Consider the following 18,519-nt stretch of genomic DNA (forward strand, 5'->3'; position numbering starts at 1 on the left):
GCCGATTAGACGCGACCCTTTGTCGCGCCTAGTCTAAAGATTGATCATTCCCTCGGTGGTATTGCCCCATGAACGCCAAGCGCCCAGTCTGCGCGGCGCCTGCCCTCGAAACGCCAGCGCCAGCCGCCAGCCAGAGCTACCAGTTTTGCAATCTCGAACACACGGAAATCGCCAGCACTGCATTGGCCGAAGAAGTGGCGTTGGCGATTGCCTATAACGACATCAGCCAGGCGGTGATGCTGGTGACGCCCACCGACCTGGAAGACTTCATTGTCGGCTTCAGCATCGGCAGCGGCATTATCGCCGACGTTAGCGACATTTATGATCTAAAACTCAGCGGCGCTGGCTCAGCCCAGTACGCTCAGGTGCAGATTTCCAGCCGGGCCTTCTGGAACCTCAAGCAGCAACGCCGCCAGCTGGCCGGCACCAGCGGTTGCGGCCTGTGCGGGGTAGAAGCCGTGGAGCAAGCCTTGCCAGAGCTGCAAGTGCTGCCCGGCGCGCCGTTGCCGCCTGCCGAATGGCTCGACGGCCTGCGCCAACGCATCAGCGCCTTTCAGCCTTTGGGCCAGCACAGCGGCGCGGTGCACGCGGCGATCTTTATGAATAACCAGGGCGAGTTGCTGATGGGCCGCGAAGACATTGGCCGGCACAACGCCCTGGATAAATTGATCGGCGCGCTGATCCGCCAAAAAATTCCGACCGACGGTGGCCTGGCCATCGTCACCAGCCGCTGCAGCCTCGAATTAATCCAGAAAGTCTTGCGCGCGGGCATCCAGACCCTGGTCAGCCTGTCGTCGCCCACCGGCCTGGCCCTGCAATGGGCGCGCCGGCACAACCTCAATCTCATCCACCTGCCGCAGAAAAGTGCGCCGCGGGTCTATAGCCCCGCGATGGAGAACCAGCCATGAGCATGCATCACCAAGCCGACCAAACCCCGACCCCGCGCTACAAGCCTTACAAAGGCCCGGCCGGCGGCTGGGGCGCACTGATCAGCGTGGCGCAGGCCTGGCTGACCAGCGACAACGCCATGAAAAACCTGCGCATGATGCTCAAGACCAACCAGAACGGCGGTTTCGACTGCCCTGGCTGCGCCTGGGGCGACTCGCCGGAAAGCGGCATGGTCAAGTTCTGCGAGAACGGCGCCAAGGCGGTCAACTGGGAAGCCACCAAGCGCCGCGTGGACGCCGCCTTCTTCGCCAAGCACAGCGTCACGGCGCTGCTGGAGCAGAGTGACTACTGGCTGGAATACCAGGGCCGCCTGACCGAGCCGATGCGCTATGACGCCGAGACCGATCGCTATAAAGCCATCAGTTGGGAAGCCGCCTTTGACCTGATCGGCAAGCACCTCAACGCCCTGCCAAGCCCGGACATGGCCGAGTTCTACACCTCGGGCCGAGCCAGCAACGAAGCGGCGTACCTGTACCAGCTGTTTGTGCGCGCTTATGGCACCAACAATTTCCCGGACTGCTCGAACATGTGCCACGAAGCCAGCGGCGTCGCCCTGGCGCAAAGCGTGGGCGTCGGCAAAGGCACCGTGACCTTTGACGATTTCGAACATGCCGATGCGATTTTCGTCTGGGGCCAGAACCCCGGCACTAACCATCCGCGCATGCTTGAACCGCTGCGCGAAGCGGTAAAACGTGGCGCCCAGGTGGTGTGCATCAACCCGCTCAAAGAGCGTGGCCTGGAACGCTTCCAGCACCCGCAACACCCGCTGGAAATGCTCACCAACGGTGACAAACCCACCAACACCGCGTACTTCCGCCCGGCGCTGGGTGGCGACATGGCCATCCTGCGCGGCATGGCCAAGTTCCTGCTGCTGTGGGAGCGCCAGGCCCAGGCCGAAGGCAAGGAAGCGGTGTTCGACCACGACTTCCTCAATGAACACAGCGTCAATGTGCTGGAGTACCTGGGCCAGATCGACGACACCTCGTGGGATGAAATCGTCGCGCAGTCCGGCCTCAGCCTGGTCGAGATCGAGCAAGCAGCGCGCATGTACGCCAAAGGCAAAAACGTGATCATGTGCTGGGCGATGGGCATCACTCAGCATCGCCATTCGGTGCCGACCATCCAGGAAATCGCCAACCTGATGCTGCTGCGCGGCAACATCGGCCGCCCAGGCGCCGGCCTGTGCCCGGTGCGCGGCCACAGTAACGTGCAGGGCGACCGCACCATGGGCATCAACGAACGCCCGCCGGTGGCGTTTTTGGATTCGCTGGAGCGCCGCTTCCAGTTCCCGGTGCCACGTACCAACGGCCACAACGTGGTCGAAGCGATCCACGCCATGCTCGAAGGCCGTTCCAAGGTGTTTATCGGCCTGGGCGGCAACTTCGCCCAAGCCACGCCAGACAGCCCGCGCACCTTTGAAGCGCTGCGTAGCTGCGACCTGACCGTGCAGATCAGCACCAAGCTCAACCGCAGCCACCTGATGCACGGTAAAGACGCGCTGATTCTGCCGTGCCTGGGCCGTACCGACATCGACATCCAGGCCGACGGCCCGCAAGCCGTCACAGTGGAAGACTCGTTCAGCATGGTGCACGGCTCCAATGGCCAACTGCAGCCGCTGTCGAAGCTGATGAAGTCCGAGCCGGCGATCCTGGCCGGGATTGCCGCCGCCACGTTGGGCAGCAAGCCGGTGGACTGGAACTGGCTGGTGGCTGACTACGGGCGCATCCGCGACCTGATCGCCGACACCATTCCAGGCTTCAAGGACTTCAACGAGCGTATCAAGCACCCAGGCGGTTTCTACCTGGGCAACTCCGCCGGCGCACGCCGCTGGAACACGCCGTCGGGCCGCGCCAATTTCCGCCCGAACGTGCTGCCCAAAGACCTGATCCACGAACGCACTCATGCCACAGGCCGGGTACCGGACCTGATCATGCAGTCGATGCGCTCCCACGATCAGTACAACACTACTATTTACGGCCTGGACGACCGCTACCGTGGGGTCAAGGGCCAGCGTGACGTGCTGTTCGTCAACGAGGCCGACATTATCCGCCTGGGCTTCAAGCCAGGGCAGAAGGCTGACATCGTGTCGCTATGGGAAGATGGCCGCGAGCGCCGCGTGAAAGGCTTTACCTTGCTGGCATTTGATATTCCGGCGGGCCAGGCGGCGGCTTACTACCCGGAAGTGAACCCGCTGGTGCCGCTGGAAAGCACCGGGGATGGCAGCCATACGCCGACGTCGAAGTTCGTGGCGATTTGCCTGGAAGCGGCGAGCGACAGTGGCTTGATCATGGCCCGCTCAGCCTGACTTGATCCGGGCTCTGCTTTGCTTGAACTACCGCTTTCGCGAGCAAGCCCGCTCCCACACTTGAAATGCATTCCAAATGTGGGAGCGGGCTTGCTCGCGAAGAGGCCGGCACAGTCGCCCTCTATTTTTCAGGCACAAAAAAGGCCGCTTTTGCATAAAAGCGGCCCTTCCGAAGTAGCTAAAGACTCACAAAATCGACTTAAGTTCCCTATACAAAACAGCAACTTAGCAAATTGTATACAACCTGTACCGCCGGTCGGTTTTCGATTGTCAGCGTCTCGATACAACCTCAGGATCGCGCCGTCATCCTCTTGAGGTCTCTCTATGAAGTTCTCCTCGATTCTCTTGTGTTGTCCCTTGGCCTGGTCAGTGGCGCAGCCATGGCCGGTGGCACCACCGAAGCCGGTGTGGGCGGCGCATTGGGCGGGGTTCTAGGTTCGGTTGTCGGCCAGCAGTTGGGCGGCAACACCGGTTCCACCATCGGCGCCGCCCTGGGTGGCGCGGGCGGTAGCGCGGTGGGTGCCGACAAGCGCAGCCGTGGCGAAGCCGCTATTGGCGGCGCGCTGGGCGCAGCCGGCGGCAACGTCGTGGGCCGCAGTGTCGGCGGCAGCACCGGTGCACTGGTCGGCTCAGCAGCCGGCGGTGGTGCAGGCGGCGCGCTGGGCAACTACATGGGCAACAGGAGCGATGACGACGACCGCCGCTACCGTGGGCGTGATAACCGTCGTTATGACCGTGATGACCACCGTGGACGCGGGCATGCCTATGGGCATCGCAAGAACAAGCACCACTACCGTCATCGGTAAGGTCTAAAGAACACTGAAAAACCAATGTGGGAGCGGGCTTGTTCGCGAAGGCGGACTGTCAGTCAATTAATTTGCTGGCTGACACACCGCTTTCGCGAGCAAGCCCGCTCCCACATTAGGTTCAGGGTGTCTGCCAGGGCCAGGTCAAACCACCAACCGCTCCAACGCCTCGCGCAACTTCCCCGCAATCGCCACCGGCTGGTTCGACGCCCTGTCCACAAACACATGCACAAAGCGCCCCGCCGCACAGGCTTCATCCTCTCCGGCCTTGAACACCGCCAATTCATATTGCACCGAGCTGTTACCCAGTTTGCCCACCCGCAGGCCGATATCCAGCCGATCCGGAAACGCGATCGAGGCGAAATAATCGCACGCCGAACTCACCACAAACCCCACCACTTCACCGTCATGAATATCCAGCCCACCTTCTTCAATCAGGTAGGTATTCACCGCCGTGTCGAAAAAGCTGTAGTAGGTGACGTTGTTCACATGGCCATACACATCATTGTCGTGCCAACGCGTGATGATCGGCTGGAAGTGACGGTAGTCAGCGCGTTGCGGCATTGAGTCAGGCATGGGGCGGCTCTCTGGAAAGTGGGTTTACAGGTCATTCAGATGGGCTTGCGCCCACTCACGCACTTCGGCGTAGGGGTAATCCTCCAGCGCAGCAAAGCCCGGTATGCCCCGCGCCTTCAGCTTGGTAAACAACGGTACGCTGATACCACCGAGAAACCGCGTCAGCCGTTCCGCTTCTGGCAAGTTCGTGGTGTGTTCATGATGCCTGTGGATAAAATCACCGCACAGCCCCATGAAGTTTTTATCCACAAGTGGCGGCAGACTCGGCGGCGGCGGCAAATGTGCGACGTGGCCGTGGCATACGGAACAATGTCCGCAACGTTGAGGGGCATTTTCATCACCAAAGTACTTGGCCAGACGCTGCCCCAGGCACTGCTCGGTCGCAAAAAGATCGAGCATGGCGTGGATCCGCGCCACCTCCGTCACTTCATGGTGCTTGAAGCCTGTGTATAACTCAGCGCTCAGCGCCTGTGGATCAAAGTCGGTATCGAGCAGGCTGTAGACCTCGGTCATCTGCTTGCTTTCCAGCTCGATCAGGCCCTGCTCCTGGAAGTAATCCAGCGCCTTCACCACCCGGCTGCGCTCGGCATTGTGCTGTTGGTAGAGCGCATCGAAATCCACCGTCGCCCAGGTTTTGGCGCGTTTACATACCTGGATGATCGCCGCGACAAACTGCTGCCGCTCGCCGGAAAACCGCGCCAGCAACGCCTCGGGCTCAATCAGGTATTTGAAGCGGTATTCGGCGTAAAACGCATAGCGCGGCGCAATCACACCCTTGAGTTCCAACTGCACCAACAGCGTCTTGAGCGGCAGCTCGCGGATGTTGCTGTGGTCCGACAGCGACCTCAGCAGGAATTCCCACTGGCCCTCGCTTCGCGCCGCTTGCAACTCCTCCAGCACACGGCGAATGCCCTCCTGCTCCGGCGTGTCGCCATACACAAAATTTTCCAGCACATTGAGGCTGTCACGGTTGGCCAGCACCAGGCAGTCGGACGGCTGCCCGTCACGCCCGGCGCGGCCGATTTCCTGGCTGTAGTTCTCGATGGATTTGGGCAGGTCGAAGTGCACCACGTTGCGGATGTCACTCTTGTCGATGCCCATGCCGAACGCGATGGTGGCAACGATGCAGTTGGAGCGCCCGCCCATGAAGCGCTGCTGGATGCCTTCACGTTTATCGTGGGGCAGCCCCGCGTGATACGCCTCGGCCTGAATGCCATTGCGATTCAGGTGCTCGGCAATCTGCTCGGCGGTTTTTTGCAACGTGACGTAAACGATGCTTGGCTGATTGGCCCGCGCGCTCATCCACTCGACCAGGCGCCGACGCTTGTCGTGGCCACTCACCGGCTCTACCAGCAAGTTCAGGTTGGGCCGGTAGAAGCCCGTGGTGATCACGTCATCCGGCGCAATGGCGAACTTGGCCTGCATGTCGGCAATCACCTTGGGCGTGGCTGTAGCCGTCAGCAGCAGCGCTTGCGGGATATTGAACTGGCGCTGGTAGTCCGGCAGCTTCAAATAGTCCGGACGGAAGTTGTGGCCCCATTCGGAAATACAGTGCGCCTCGTCCACTACCAATAGCGAAATCTGCACACTCTGCAGGAAATTACGGAAGCGCTCGTTCTTCAGACGCTCCACGGAAATCATCAGGATTTTCAGCTCACCCGAACGGGCGCGCGCCATCACGTCATTGGCGTCTTCGCGGCTTTGCGCCGAATCGATACTGCCCGCTGAAATGCCGTGGCGCTGCAGGAAACCCAACTGGTCCTGCATCAGCGCCAACAACGGCGACACCACCAGCGTCAGGTGCGGCAACAGCACCGCCGACAGCTGATAACACAAAGACTTGCCGGAACCGGTGGGGAAGATAGCCGCAGCCGAACGACCGGCCAGCACCGCGCTGATCGCGGCCTCCTGGCCCAAACGAAACTGTGGATAACCAAAGACCTGTTGGAGGGTGTTGTGCATAAGCTGTCACTCCGTTGACCGCTGAACGAGTCAAAAACATAGACCAGCGATCAGTAAAAGGTCGGGGATAAACGCTACAAACTGATACAGAGAAAACCAGCAAGCCCGCGCAAAAACGCAGACAGTAGCACGCTTGATTACAACCCCCGACAAGGAGTCGTGAATGTCTCGCATGCCATCGTTTTCTTTGCTTCTCGCATTGCCCTTGCTGCTGATGGGCTGTGCAGCGCCGCCAAAACCCACTTCCGAGCAATTGGCCGTGCGTGCCTTTGAAACGCCTGAATACTTCGCCGCAAATGCATTGCCCATCGTCAAGGCATCCACCCTCTATGCGCGTGGCGGCACTGGCCAAGGCGTGAAAGTGGCGCTGATAGACTCAGGCCTCAACAGTGAATTACCTGAGTTCCAAGGGCGCTTGGCCGACATCGGTTACGACTTTGTTCGCCAACAGCCTGGCACTGTCGACATCAAGGGCCACGGCACGCAAATGGCCGGTATTCTCGCCGCCAACAAGAACGCTCAAGGCATGCACGGGATCGCCTTCAACGCCCAGTTAATCCCCATGCGCTTCGGCGACGATAAGGAACCGTTTTATTTCGACAGCGAAATTGCCCAGGGCTGGCGTCTGGCACATGCTCAAGGCGCACGGTTTTTCAGTAACTCCTGGGCAAACCCCATTGAAGCCAACACCAATGAAGTGCCGATCTATGAACGCCTGATGGGCGACTCACTGGAGGCGGCCAAACACCTGGTGGCTGAAGGCGCGGTCTTTGTGTTCTCAACCGGCAACGAGGTCAAACGCGAGCCTCTTGCCGAACCCGGCCTGCCTGCCTTGGTGCCGGAACTGGAAAAAGGCTGGATCGCCGTCATGGCCCTCAAAAATGATGGTAGCGCGATCAACCTCAAGTCCAACTACTGCGGGCTTGCCGCGCGCTGGTGCATTGCCGTACCGGGTGGCGATGGTGGTGCGGGCCTGCTGACGACACAGAAAGATGGCAGCTATGGGCCGACCGCTGGAACTTCCCCGGCCGCCGCACTGGTCAGCGGCGCCCTGGCGGCATTGCAAAGCCGCTTTCCCGAAATGACCCCGCAGCAGGTTCGCGAACGCTTGCTCAGCACCGCCAATCGGACGGGCATCTATGCCAACAGCGAAGCCTACGGGCGAGGGTTGATGGACCTGGATGCGGCTTCGCGTCTGTAGGATTGGCGATTACCGGCCCTGCGCCCCAAGAGTACGCTGCAATGAGCGAACCGACGTTTGAGCAAAAACAGGATCACTACCGCAAGATCTGTCGTTCCAATTACCTGGCCAGCTTGCGCCTGGAAGGGTTCGATACCCAACCGACCGACGTCGACAAACCTCTGCCGACACGCGAAGCCGTGCTTGCCAAGTACCGCAAAACCCCGCACTGATGCTCGATAAATACGGGGTGGGCCAGGATCCGTGATTATCGGGGGCTTGAGGCGATTTTTGAGCGGTGTATCAGCAAGCCGGCCAACGTTTGATCGAAACGCCAATAGTTAAACCATATGTTTATTGCTCGAAATTACGCTGACTTCTAAGGTTCGCTCCGTCGCTATCAATACGGCGACCGAGCTTGGTCACTCGAACAACAGCAGAGATAAACGTGCCAATTTTTTTGGCGTATTTCTTTGATTTTTTCGGAGTGCCCTTTTATGACAACGCTCAATGTCACTGCCAATCGCTATCGTCAGCTACGCACCAACTTCACCGACACCCACCCTCTCATCATCGACACCGAAGCCGCCGCCGAAGATATCCAGTGCGCCGCACACCAGCGCATCCGCGCTGCCACTGACTTGCTGGAAACCTTCTCCTGCCTGACCTACGAACACGCCGACCTCAAAGACATTTCCCACATCATCAACGCCCTATATCTGCTGGTGCAGGATGGCTGTGATCTGCTGGAAGCAGCGCAGCACGTCCAACTGCAACCGGCAGTCGACACGCAGCCACAACCAAGCCAACCCCTGAGCTAAACCTGTGGGAGTCGGGCTTGCCCGCGATGGCGGTGTATCAGGCAATATAAACCTACCTGACCCACCGCCATCGCGGGCAAGCCCGGCTCCCACATTGGCTGGGTGTTGCCAAAAAAATCACTGTCAAACCGCAAATGCCGGAAAGCTTTGTGGGAAGCAGACAAACACCGTGTAGTCCTCTTCCCAAACTGATCCAAACACCTGCCCAGCCCTCTACATAACCTCCCTTCACATGACCGAAACTAGTGACCTCTCAACTGTCCCGGCAAAAACCGTGAACATCGAAAGGACTCAAAGATGGTCGACAACAGCTCTTGGGGCTCGCTCCTCATTCTTATTGCCCTTACTGTCCTGCTCGATAGTAAGTTGAAGCATCCCGAGCTCAGAAAATGCTTCGGACTGGCCCTCATCCTCACCGGATCAACGCTTCTAATCGTCGCCACTTCCTGGCTAAGCGAATTACAATTCGACAGTCTTCCGACATTCGCCTTTATCATCGGCATCCGTCTGTTGTTCACCCGAAACAAATTCCGTCGCCAACGCAACCCTCCCCCTCACCCACTTCTGCGTGCCCCCACCATGAACCTGGCCCCCAACTTCCCCGAAGACCCCGTGATGCAGCAACTCCTGCAATTGCTGCACGAAGAAATCGGCCTGCCGAAGCACAAGACCCTTCGCCTGGAAACTTCGCTCAATTTCGACCTGAGCTGTGATGGCAGCGAGGCCAAGCAGTTGATGGACGCGCTGGAGCAAGAGTTTGCCCTCGACCTGGGCGACTACGATGCTTATCGTTACTTCAAACCGCCGGTATTCGATGTGTTCCTCAAGCGCCGCGCCAAGGGGCGTGGCGACAAGGTGCCGTTGACCATCGGCATGCTCTACCTGGCAATCAAGACCCATAGCTGGGATACGCAAACCCTCGAAAACCTGAGCTGATCCCAAGACCACCGAATATCAAATGTGGGAGCGGGCTTGCTCGCGAAAGCGGTGTGTCAGGTAGAGTACTTCTCACTGATCTACCGCATTCGCGAGCAAGCCCGCTCCCACAGGGGCTATGCGTTAGTCTGGCGATTTGACCCAATAACAAGGACCTTACATGGACGTAATAATGGGCCTGCTGGCCGCCCTCCTCTGGGGCGGCACGGACTTTCTCGTGGGCCTCAACGCCCGAGCCGTTGGCGTTAAACGCGCGGTGTATTTCGGCCAAGCCCTTGGCTTTTTGATCATGACGCTGTTGCTGGTGATCTTCCCGGCCTTCCTGTTCAAATCCCTGAATGCCCCGTTGAGCGTCTGGCTCCTGGGCATCACTGCCGCCCTGCTCACCGTCTCCGGGGCGCTGGCGCTGTCCAAGGCCTTCGCCCTGGGCAAAGCCGCTATCGTCGCGCCATTGGTGACCTCTTACGGCGTAGTCACCACCCTGCTGTCCTGGGCCAGCGGCGAACACATCAACCTGATCCAACTCGGTTGCATCGCCCTCTGCGTAATCGGCGTGATCCTTTCCAGCATCCACAAGGACAACGGCACGCCCCACAACAACCCGCGTCATTCCATCGCCTACGCCATGCTCGCCGCCTTGCTGTATGGCACCAGTTTCTGGTTGCAAGGCCGCTACACGCTGCCGGCGTTGGGGCCGATCACCATGCTGTGGCTGGGTTACCTGGTGGGCCTGTGCGTGCTGGTGGTGATGGTGCTGAAGATCAAGGACGGCCTGAAAATCCCGCCGCTGAAAAACTGCGCGACCTTGACCGGCGCGAGCCTGATGAACCTGGGCGGGTTCTCGGCGTTTTCGTGGGGCGCGATGGCGGGCTCGGTTTCGGTGGTGACGGTGATCAGTACGTTGTCGGGGGGGATTGCGGCGATTCTGGGGTTCGTGTTTTTCAAGGAGCGGTTGTCGGCGGTGCAGGTCGTGGGGGTCGCACTGGTGCTGGTCGGCGCCGTGGTTTTGCATATCGCCATCTAACCTTTCGGCCACAAAAAAGCCGCCCCGGAGGGCGGCTTTTTCACAACAACCGAACCTTACAACTTAGGCCCGGCCGCCTTGATCGCATCGCTCACTTCAAACTTCTTGAAGTTCTCGATGAACAGACCGGCCAGCGCTTTCGCCGCTTCGTCGTAGGCAGCCTTGTCAGCCCAGGTGTTACGTGGGTTCAACAGGCCGGTATCAACGCCCGGTACGGCCAAAGGCACGTCGAGGTTGATGGTGTCGAGGTGCTCGGTTTCTGCACCGATCAACGCGCCGCTCTGGATCGCTGCGATCACGCCGCGAGTGGTCGGAATGTTGAAGCGCTTGCCGACGCCGTAGCCGCCGCCGGTCCAGCCGGTGTTGACCAGGTAGACCTTGGAGCCGAAGCCGCGCACGCGCTTGATCAGCAGTTCGGCGTATTCACCGGCTGGGCGTGGGAAGAACGGCGCGCCGAAGCAGGTGGAGAAGGTCGACTTGATGCCGCTGCCCGAACCCATTTCGGTCGAGCCCACCAGAGCGGTGTAGCCGGACAGGAAGTGGTAGGCCGCTTGTTCTTCGCTGAGGATCGACACGGGCGGCAGTACGCCGGTCAGGTCGCAGGTCAGGAAGATCACAGCGTTTGGCTCGCCGCCCAGGTTCTTCTCGGAACGCTTGGCAACGTGCTCCAGCGGGTAGGCGGCGCGGCTGTTCTGGGTCAGGCTGACGTTGGTGTAGTCGGCGTGCTTGGCATCGTCGATCACCACGTTTTCGAGCACGGTGCCGTGCTTGATGGCTTTCCAGATTACCGGCTCGTTCTTCTCGGAGAGGTCGATGCACTTGGCATAGCAACCGCCTTCGATGTTGAACACCACGCCTTCGCCCCAGCCGTGTTCGTCGTCACCGATCAGGTAACGGCTTTCGTCGGCCGACAGGGTGGTTTTACCGGTGCCCGACAGGCCGAAGAACAGGGTCACATCGCCTGCTTCGCCGATGTTGGCGGCGCAGTGCATTGGCAGCACATCGGCGGCCGGCAGCAGGAAGTTTTGCACCGAGAACATGGCTTTTTTCATTTCACCGGCGTAACGCATACCGGCGATCAGCACTTTTTTCTGGGCGAAATTGAGGATCACGCAACCGTCGGAGTTGGTGCCGTCACGCTCTGGCACGCATTCGAAGTTGGCGACGTTAAGCACTTGCCACTCATCACGGCCGGCCGGGTTGTACTGGGCCGGGTTGATGAACAGGCAACGACCGAACAGGTTCTGCCAGGCAGTCTGGGTGGTCATTTTCACGGCCAGGTAGTGGTCTTCTGCAGCCCCTACGTGAACATGGGAAACGAAATGCTCTTGCGCGTTGTTGAATGCCTCGACGCGAGCCCACAGAGCATCGAACTTGTCGGCCGGGAACTTGCGGTTGATCGGGCCCCAGGCAATTGCGTCCTGGGTGGAAGGCTCTTCAACGATGAAACGGTCAACCGGCGAACGACCGGTGCGATGACCGGTTTCTACGACCAGCGCGCCAGTATCGGCAAGCACGCCTTCACCGCGCTGCAGGGCTTCTTTGACCAGATCGTCAACACTCAGATCGGTGTATACGGCGTTATTGGCTTGCGTCATGAGGTTCCCCGTCGGCCTATGGCCGAGTGCTCCAAACGTTTTGTAGTAGAAAGTTGCGCACTACTACCGCGAAAAAAGTGGGCCGGATTATGCCAGAAAAGCCCAAAAAGAGTAGGGCCCTCCCGTCAGAACTGCGCTAATCCGGCGTTTGTCAGGTGATTTACCTGTGCTTAAACGTTTTAGTGGCGGGTGTCGGAAGGGGTGTCGATGCCTGCGCCGGCGAATAATTGGGCGACATCGGCCGCATCGAACAGGTAGCGCTGGTTGCAGAACTGGCAGTCGATCTCGATATTGCCGCCATGTTCCACCACCAATTGCTGCGCATCTTCCAGGCCCAGGCTAACCAAGGCGTTGGCTGAGCGCTCACGCGAGCAGCTGCAACGGAAACGCAGGCCCTGGGCGTCGAACAGGCGCACGGCCTCTTCGTGGTAGAGGCGATGCAGGATGGTTTCGTTGTCCAGGCCCAGCAATTCTTCAGCCGTCAGGGTACCGGCCAGGGCGGTCAGTTTGCGCCAGCTGTCGGTGCGTTCATCGTCGTCCTTGATGCGGTCGGCCGGCAGTTGCTGCAGCAGCAGGCCACGGGCGCGTTTGCCGTCCGCGTTGAGCCAGAATTTGGTGCCGACCTGCTGGGACATTACGAAATAATTGGTGAAGCAGTCCGAGAGGGTTTCGCCGTCGAGGTCGACGATGCCCTGGTAACGCTGGCCTTCGGTGGGGTCGACGGTGATCGCCAGCACGCCGTTCGCCATCAGGTCAGACAAGGTTGCATCCGGCGCGATCTGGTCGGCCTCGTAACGGGCCAGGCCACGGATTTCGCGCTCGCTGGAGCACTCGATCATCAACATCGGCACCGGGCCTTCGGAACGGGCCTGCAAGATCAGCAAACCGTCGAACTTCATGGTGCCTACCAGCAGCGAGGCCGCCGCCATCAGCTCACCGAGCAGTTGCGCGACCGGCTCCGGATAGGGGTGCTTGGCGAGGACTTCGGCATAGCTGCGCTCCAGCGAGACCAGTTCGCCGCGGGCGTCGTTCTCATCGAAGATAAAGCGTTGGGTGAAGTCGGTATCCGGTAGATCAGTCATAGGTCTGGGTATCTGAATTGATGACAAATTGGTTACAAGGTTTATAGAATTAAACGCTTTGGCACCTTTTTGGTGCGTTTTTATAGAGCGAAGAGGGACAGTTTATGAACAATCCGGGTTTGTTCCAAGCCAGGTGGAACCTCGGGAGGTTGGCCTTGTGCAATCTAGTCGCTATCGGGTTGCTGTGTTTTTGGCTGTGGCCCACGGGACAGATGCTGTGTGTGGTTTTCGACGAATGGCTGTTTCATCTGCTCAATGACCCACTGGCAAGCCATTCGACGTGGTTGCATGTGTGGGCGGTGGCCAGCTTGCGACCGTTCGATGCGGTGGTCGGGGTGATTTTGCTGACGCTGCTGATTCGCGGTGACTGGGTGTTCAAGGCCATCCAGGTGCGCCAGGCGTTCTTTGGTTTCTTCAGCATTCTGCTGCTGTTGCTGTTTATCCGCATGCTGTTTTCCAAGCTCACGGCGCAAATGGGCTGGCAACACAGCAGCCCGTCGATGGTGATCAGCGGCGCTGTTCATATGAGTGATTATTTCCCGGGACTGGAGAAAACCTGGGAGCTGAAGGATCGTTCCAGCCAGAGTTTCCCGGGCGATCATGCGTCGGTGCTGCTGATCTGGGGCATGTTCATGACGGTATTTGCCCAGCGTTTCACCCAGGTGGTAGCGATCTGGGGCTTGGCGCTGTTGTTCATGATGCCAAGGCTGGTGGCGGGCGCGCATTGGGGCCAGGACGATTACATCGGCGGGGTGTTGCTGGCGTTGTTGGCCTTGGGTTGGGGGTATTACACGCCGTTTGCGGCGAAGGTGTCCGGGTTTCTGATGCGGGTGACGGCGCCGGTTTTCGGGTTGCTCGGGAGGCTGCCAGTTATCGGGCGCTTAAGTGTCATGCGCACAGCCGCTTAATGCCGCGGTCCTAATGTGGGAGCTGACTTGCCTGCGATAGCGGTGGGTCAGTGACTGAGAGGGTGGCTGACCTGACGCTATCGCAGGCAAGCCAGCTCCCACATTTTCGATTTCCTTTTAAAGGGAGATCCGTGTCAATCATCATTGCCACTGCCGCGAAACTTGAACAAATCGCGACGCTGCTTCTTGCTCGGCTTGCCATCGGTGGTCATGCCGGTTGCGCCGGCCTTACGCATAGCGGCCGCGTTTTCGCGCTTGGCGATGCTGGCTTCGGTCTCGGCATACAACGCCTGCGCCTCAGGCGCGCCACGACGCACGACGGACAGCGCCTGCACCACCACGGTCTTTTCGTCAAAACCGGTGCGAATCTGCAACTCGTCCCCGACGCGCGGTTCCTTGCCCGGCTTGCAGCGCTCGCCGCGATGGTGCACCTTGCCGCTCTCGATGGCCGCCTTGGCCAGGGCACGGGTTTTGTAAAAACGCGCCGCCCACAGCCACTTGTCCAAACGGACCTTTTCTTCCTCTTCCTGCTTTTGAGCCACTTGAATTCCTCGCTCTGAAAAATGTCGCAACTTTACCGTTGAACCTCTTCAACGCATAAATCCCAAGCCTCACCTAAGATACGCCAGACACCCCCTGTTTTCGCGAGGATACGCTGTGACCGACTTTCCCACCTCACTCACCTCGCCCAACCAGCGTTGCGTAGGTTGCCAGCAAAGCGAAGCCTTGGGTTTCGATTTTTCCTTCGCCTACCAGCCTATCGTAGACCTTCGCGACCGGTCGATTTTTGCCCACGAAGCACTGGTGCGCGGCACTCACGGTGAAGGGGCGTTGTCGGTGCTGGACCAGGTCAACGACAGCAACCGTTATCGCTTTGACCAACGCTGCCGTACTCAGGCGATTGCGGGGGCCGCCGCCTTGGGAATGCAAAGCTATCTTTCGATCAACTTCATGCCCAATGCCGTGTACCGGCCGGAGTTGTGCATTCGCAGCACGCTGGAGGCGGCCCGCGCGCATAATTTCCCGCTGGATCGGTTGATTTTCGAAACCCTTGAAAACGAGCATGTAGATAACTATCGCCATTTGACCAATATTCTGCGTGAATACCGCGAATTCGGCTTCAAGACCGCCATCGATGACTTCGGCGCCGGCTATTCGGGGCTGAACCTGCTGGCCGATTTCCAACCTGACTTGATCAAACTCGACATGGCGTTGATTCGCGATGTCGACCAGGATCGTGTCCGGCAGGTCATTGTCCAGGGGATTGTCACAATCTGTGAGCAGTTGGGGATTACTGTCATTGCTGAAGGTATCGAAAGTGCCGGCGAGCGTGACTTCCTGTCCAACTGCGGAATATTTCTGATGCAGGGCTACTGGTTCGCCAAGCCTGCGTTTAAAGCCTTGGCCGAGGTTTCACCCCAGGCCTGGGCGAACTGACCGGTTACCCATATTGAAGACATTTGACCATTTGACCGTTGTGGGTCTGCGCGAGTGGGTGGCCCTTCCCGACCTGGGAGTGGCCGGCCTGCGCGCGAAGATCGACACCGGTGCCAGCACCTCGAGCCTGCACGCCACCGATATCGAGCCCTTTGAGCGCGACGGTGAGAAGTGGGTGCGCTTTACCGCGCACCTGGGCAGCGTGGTGCAACTGCGTCATCGTCGCTGCGAAGCGCCGCTGGTGACGCTGAAAACCATCAAGAGCTCCAACGGCCACGCGCAGGTGCGGTATGTAATCAGCACCACTCTGGCTCTGGGTGACCGAGTATGGCGGGTGGAATTCACCCTGGCCTGCCGCAAGGCCATGCGTTACCGCCTGTTGCTGGGTTCCAAGGCGCTGATTGACGGCCAGTTGGTGGTCAGCCCCGGCGTCAAGTACGTTCAAGACAAGCCGGTGTTCCCGGTCTCTACTATTTCTGCCCCAGGTGCTGCATGAAGATTGCTGTGCTGTCGCGAAACCCGCGTCTGTATTCCACCCGCCGCCTGGTCGAGGCCGGCACTGAACGTGGCCATGAAATGGTGGTGATCGACACGTTGCGTGCCTACATGAACATTGCCAGCCACAAGCCGCAGATTCACTACCGAGGCAAGCCGCTGGAAGGCTTTGATGCGGTGATCCCGCGGATCGGCGCTTCGGTGACCTTCTACGGCTGCGCAGTGCTGCGCCAGTTTGAAATGATGGGCGTGTTCCCGCTCAACGAATCGGTGGCCATCGCCCGTTCGCGAGACAAGCTGCGCTCCCTGCAACTGCTGTCACGCCGGGGAATCGGCCTGCCGGTGACCGGCTTTGCCCACTCCCCCGATGATATCCCCGACCTGATCGAGATGGTCAACGGCGCACCGCTGGTGATCAAGGTACTCGAAGGCACCCAAGGTATCGGCGTGGTGCTGTGTGAGACGGCAACTGCCGCCGAGTCGGTGATCGAAGCGTTCATGGGCCTCAAGCAGAACATCATGGTGCAGGAATACATCAAGGAAGCCGGCGGTGCGGATATCCGCTGCTTCGTGGTCGGCGACAAGGTGATTGCCGCCATGAAACGCCAGGCCAAGCCGGGGGAGTTCCGCTCCAACCTGCACCGTGGCGGCAGTGCCAGCCTGATCAAGATCACCCCGGAAGAACGCATGACTGCACTGCGGGCCGCCAAAGTGATGGGCCTGGCAGTCGCGGGCGTGGATATCCTGCGCTCCAACCATGGCCCGCTGGTGATGGAGGTGAATTCATCACCGGGGCTTGAAGGGATCGAGACCACCACCGGCAAGGATGTGGCGGGGATCATCATTCAGCATCTGGAGAAGAATGGTGGGCCGAATATGACCCGGACCAAGGGCAAGGGTTGATACGCAGCAAGCCTTGGTACACTGCAAAACCAATGTGGGAGCGGGCTTGCTCGCGAAAGCGCCGGATCAGTCGGTACACCTGTTGACTGACACATTGCCTTCGCGAGCAAGCCCGCTCCCACATTTGATTGATGTTGTTTGTTAGACCGCATCCCTTGGCAACATCAAGCCAAGCGGCAAGCGCACCCGCGCTTCCAGGCCGCCTTCTTCGCGGTTACGCAGCTCAACATTGCCGCCATGCATCGAAGCAATTCGCCGCACAATCGCCAGCCCCAGCCCCGTACCCTTGCCGCCCCGCGCACGGTCGCCACGGGTGAACGGGTTGAAAATACCTTCCAGCTCCGCCGGGTCGATGCCCGTGCCACGGTCCATCACACTCAACACCACATAGGGCGCAGTGCTGTCGCCGGACACATAGGCGGCCACCTCCACATCTGAACCGGCGTGATGCAGGGCGTTGCCGATCAGGTTGTTCAACAGGCGCTTCATCGACACCCGACGCAATGCAAACGGCTGGATCGGCTCCAGGCGCATACGCACCTGTTCGCCATTCTGGTTGTAGGGCGCTACCACCTCGCGCACCAGGTCCGTGAGATCGACCTCTTCCACCACCTCATCACGGCCATCGCGGATAAACGCCAGGAATTGGTCGAGAATCGCGTCCATGTCCTCGATGTCGCGCACCATGTCGTCGGTCAGGTCGTTATGGTTGCCCATCAGCTCCAGGGACAGCCGCAAACGCGTCAGCGGCGTGCGCAAGTCATGGGATACGCCCGCCAGCATCAGCTCGCGTTCGCGCCCGGCCTGTTCGACATCCTCCGCCATCTGGTTGAAGGCACCGTACACCTCGGTCATCTCACTGGGCGTATCGCTGATCGGCAGGCGCACACTGCGCCCCTGCCCCAGTTGGCGCGCGGCAAACACCAAGCGTTTAAGCGGTTGGTTGAGTTGTCGGACGAAAATCCACGCGGAAGCGGTTGAAAGTAACCCGATGGCCAGGAACCAGCCCAGCACGTTCCAGATTTTTTGCCCGCGCAGCGGATGGGGGTAAAGGGGCACCTTGATCCAGGCATCTCCCAGACTCGGGGCCCGGACCCAGAGCGCAGGTGAAACATGCATGCGCAGGCGCACCTCGGTGTCCTCTCCCAGCTCAGCCTGCATCTGACGCTGATAAATCTCGCTGTAAGGCCAATGCTGCTCACCTTCGGGCACACCAGCGCCGTCGACGCGTATCAGCGTCGAAGCCTTGGCTACCTTTTCGCGGTTTTCAGGGTCGACGGCCCAATAGGCACGCAACGTCAACGCCACGCCGTGGCTGTACTGCCGGTCTACCAGCACGTCTTCGTTCATCAACAGATAAACCAGCGTCAGTGCCTTGGAAAACAGCACGACGATCAGCACCAGCCAAAGGGTGCGAGAGAAGAAACTTTGCGGGAACCACAACGGGGTTTTCATAGGAGACAGCTAAACACCTTGCAGGAACGAGCGGCGCTCGCAGAATTGCAGACGCCGGGCATCCCGTCGACCCTCATGGAGTC

Annotated in this window: 17 protein-coding genes and 1 pseudogene; 12 read left to right on the top strand and 6 right to left on the bottom strand. The window is 59.6% G+C overall.

The window, feature by feature from the left end; genetic code table 11:
- Window positions 1-68 precede the first annotated feature (68 nt).
- From fdhD to QF043_RS27320, 3 genes and pseudogenes are all read left to right on the top strand, one after another.
- On the top strand, window positions 69-908 hold the full coding sequence (fdhD, locus tag QF043_RS27310; protein WP_307420875.1) for a formate dehydrogenase accessory sulfurtransferase FdhD: 840 nt from the start codon (window positions 69-71) through the stop codon (window positions 906-908).
- Complete coding sequence (locus QF043_RS27315; protein ID WP_307420876.1) at window positions 905-3,253, top strand: FdhF/YdeP family oxidoreductase; 2,349 nt, start codon at window positions 905-907, stop codon at window positions 3,251-3,253. The genes fdhD and QF043_RS27315 overlap by 4 nt, the downstream gene beginning before the upstream one ends.
- Before the next feature lie 324 nt (window positions 3,254-3,577).
- Window positions 3,578-4,059 (top strand): annotated as a pseudogene (locus tag QF043_RS27320) (glycine zipper domain-containing protein).
- 144 nt (window positions 4,060-4,203) lie between these two features.
- On the opposite strand, the gene QF043_RS27325 reads toward QF043_RS27320, so the two are convergent.
- Both QF043_RS27325 and QF043_RS27330 read right to left on the bottom strand, forming a co-directional pair.
- On the bottom strand, window positions 4,204-4,635 hold the full coding sequence (locus QF043_RS27325) for a thioesterase family protein (RefSeq protein WP_138817299.1): 432 nt from the start codon (window positions 4,633-4,635) through the stop codon (window positions 4,204-4,206).
- A 24-nt stretch (window positions 4,636-4,659) separates the two neighbouring features.
- Window positions 4,660-6,597 (bottom strand): ATP-dependent DNA helicase RecQ, encoded by a 1,938-nt coding sequence (locus QF043_RS27330; protein ID WP_307420878.1) that lies wholly within the window; start codon window positions 6,595-6,597, stop codon window positions 4,660-4,662.
- 163 nt (window positions 6,598-6,760) lie between these two features.
- Here QF043_RS27330 and QF043_RS27335 point away from each other — a divergent pair, with 163 nt between their 5' ends.
- The 5 genes from QF043_RS27335 (at window position 6,761) to QF043_RS27355 (ending at window position 10,558) form a co-directional block, all read left to right on the top strand.
- On the top strand, window positions 6,761-7,798 hold the full coding sequence (locus tag QF043_RS27335; protein WP_371920512.1) for a S8 family peptidase: 1,038 nt from the start codon (window positions 6,761-6,763) through the stop codon (window positions 7,796-7,798).
- Between the two features lie 41 nt (window positions 7,799-7,839).
- Window positions 7,840-8,010 (top strand): YhfG family protein, encoded by a 171-nt coding sequence (locus tag QF043_RS27340; RefSeq protein WP_307420879.1) that lies wholly within the window; start codon window positions 7,840-7,842, stop codon window positions 8,008-8,010.
- 264 nt (window positions 8,011-8,274) lie between these two features.
- The gene (locus QF043_RS27345; protein WP_307420880.1) at window positions 8,275-8,598 is read left to right on the top strand and encodes a hypothetical protein; all 324 of its coding nucleotides are present in this window, start codon (window positions 8,275-8,277) and stop codon (window positions 8,596-8,598) included.
- A gap of 579 nt (window positions 8,599-9,177) precedes the next feature.
- Window positions 9,178-9,534 carry a DUF1493 family protein gene (locus tag QF043_RS27350; protein ID WP_056858194.1) on the top strand — a complete coding sequence of 119 codons (357 nt, stop codon included), beginning with the start codon at window positions 9,178-9,180 and terminating at the stop codon, window positions 9,532-9,534.
- A gap of 160 nt (window positions 9,535-9,694) precedes the next feature.
- The gene (locus QF043_RS27355) at window positions 9,695-10,558 is read left to right on the top strand and encodes a DMT family transporter (RefSeq protein WP_307420881.1); all 864 of its coding nucleotides are present in this window, start codon (window positions 9,695-9,697) and stop codon (window positions 10,556-10,558) included.
- Between the two features lie 56 nt (window positions 10,559-10,614).
- Here QF043_RS27355 and QF043_RS27360 read toward each other — a convergent pair whose 3' ends face one another.
- Window positions 10,615-12,156 (bottom strand): phosphoenolpyruvate carboxykinase, encoded by a 1,542-nt coding sequence (locus tag QF043_RS27360; RefSeq protein WP_065930841.1) that lies wholly within the window; start codon window positions 12,154-12,156, stop codon window positions 10,615-10,617.
- 179 nt (window positions 12,157-12,335) lie between these two features.
- Entirely contained in the window at window positions 12,336-13,238 is a 903-nt protein-coding gene (gene hslO / locus QF043_RS27365) for an Hsp33 family molecular chaperone HslO (protein WP_017135371.1), read from the bottom strand.
- Window positions 13,239-13,342: 104 nt separating this feature from the next.
- Between hslO and QF043_RS27370 the strand changes: the two genes are divergently transcribed.
- Complete coding sequence (locus QF043_RS27370; RefSeq protein WP_307420882.1) at window positions 13,343-14,146, top strand: phosphatase PAP2 family protein; 804 nt, start codon at window positions 13,343-13,345, stop codon at window positions 14,144-14,146.
- Window positions 14,147-14,280: 134 nt separating this feature from the next.
- Here QF043_RS27370 and QF043_RS27375 read toward each other — a convergent pair whose 3' ends face one another.
- Window positions 14,281-14,688 carry an RNA-binding S4 domain-containing protein gene (locus tag QF043_RS27375; RefSeq protein WP_017135369.1) on the bottom strand — a complete coding sequence of 136 codons (408 nt, stop codon included), beginning with the start codon at window positions 14,686-14,688 and terminating at the stop codon, window positions 14,281-14,283.
- Between the two features lie 115 nt (window positions 14,689-14,803).
- Here QF043_RS27375 and QF043_RS27380 point away from each other — a divergent pair, with 115 nt between their 5' ends.
- From QF043_RS27380 to rimK, 3 genes are read left to right on the top strand one after another with little or no spacing between them, the layout of a single operon-like run.
- Window positions 14,804-15,583, top strand: a complete 780-nt coding sequence (locus QF043_RS27380) for an EAL domain-containing protein (RefSeq protein ID WP_056858190.1) — start codon at window positions 14,804-14,806, stop codon at window positions 15,581-15,583.
- A gap of 31 nt (window positions 15,584-15,614) precedes the next feature.
- Window positions 15,615-16,079, top strand: coding sequence for an ATP-dependent zinc protease (locus QF043_RS27385; protein WP_307421529.1), 465 nt, complete (start codon window positions 15,615-15,617; stop codon window positions 16,077-16,079).
- The gene (gene rimK / locus QF043_RS27390; protein WP_003171022.1) at window positions 16,076-16,981 is read left to right on the top strand and encodes a 30S ribosomal protein S6--L-glutamate ligase; all 906 of its coding nucleotides are present in this window, start codon (window positions 16,076-16,078) and stop codon (window positions 16,979-16,981) included. The genes QF043_RS27385 and rimK overlap by 4 nt, the downstream gene beginning before the upstream one ends.
- 141 nt (window positions 16,982-17,122) lie before the next feature.
- Here rimK and QF043_RS27395 read toward each other — a convergent pair whose 3' ends face one another.
- Complete coding sequence (locus tag QF043_RS27395) at window positions 17,123-18,436, bottom strand: ATP-binding protein (RefSeq protein WP_017135367.1); 1,314 nt, start codon at window positions 18,434-18,436, stop codon at window positions 17,123-17,125.
- Window positions 18,437-18,519 lie beyond the last annotated feature (83 nt).

The organism is Pseudomonas sp. W3I7 (assembly GCF_030816095.1).
Lineage (GTDB): Bacteria > Pseudomonadota > Gammaproteobacteria > Pseudomonadales > Pseudomonadaceae > Aquipseudomonas > Aquipseudomonas salomonii.

Excerpts from the sequence above, each read along its gene's own strand:
- fdhD (WP_307420875.1), top strand. The coding sequence starts at position 69 with ATGAACGCCAAGCGCCCAGTCTGCGCGGCGCCTGCCCTCGAAACGCCA.
- QF043_RS27315 (WP_307420876.1), top strand. The coding sequence starts at position 905 with ATGAGCATGCATCACCAAGCCGACCAAACCCCGACCCCGCGCTACAAG.
- QF043_RS27325 (WP_138817299.1), bottom strand. The coding sequence starts at position 4,635 with ATGCCTGACTCAATGCCGCAACGCGCTGACTACCGTCACTTCCAGCCG.
- QF043_RS27330 (WP_307420878.1), bottom strand. The coding sequence starts at position 6,597 with ATGCACAACACCCTCCAACAGGTCTTTGGTTATCCACAGTTTCGTTTG.
- QF043_RS27335 (WP_371920512.1), top strand. The coding sequence starts at position 6,761 with ATGTCTCGCATGCCATCGTTTTCTTTGCTTCTCGCATTGCCCTTGCTG.
- QF043_RS27340 (WP_307420879.1), top strand. The coding sequence starts at position 7,840 with ATGAGCGAACCGACGTTTGAGCAAAAACAGGATCACTACCGCAAGATC.
- QF043_RS27345 (WP_307420880.1), top strand. The coding sequence starts at position 8,275 with ATGACAACGCTCAATGTCACTGCCAATCGCTATCGTCAGCTACGCACC.
- QF043_RS27350 (WP_056858194.1), top strand. The coding sequence starts at position 9,178 with ATGAACCTGGCCCCCAACTTCCCCGAAGACCCCGTGATGCAGCAACTC.
- QF043_RS27355 (WP_307420881.1), top strand. The coding sequence starts at position 9,695 with ATGGACGTAATAATGGGCCTGCTGGCCGCCCTCCTCTGGGGCGGCACG.
- QF043_RS27360 (WP_065930841.1), bottom strand. The coding sequence starts at position 12,156 with ATGACGCAAGCCAATAACGCCGTATACACCGATCTGAGTGTTGACGAT.
- hslO (WP_017135371.1), bottom strand. The coding sequence starts at position 13,238 with ATGACTGATCTACCGGATACCGACTTCACCCAACGCTTTATCTTCGAT.
- QF043_RS27370 (WP_307420882.1), top strand. The coding sequence starts at position 13,343 with ATGAACAATCCGGGTTTGTTCCAAGCCAGGTGGAACCTCGGGAGGTTG.
- rimK (WP_003171022.1), top strand. The coding sequence starts at position 16,076 with ATGAAGATTGCTGTGCTGTCGCGAAACCCGCGTCTGTATTCCACCCGC.
- QF043_RS27395 (WP_017135367.1), bottom strand. The coding sequence starts at position 18,436 with ATGAAAACCCCGTTGTGGTTCCCGCAAAGTTTCTTCTCTCGCACCCTT.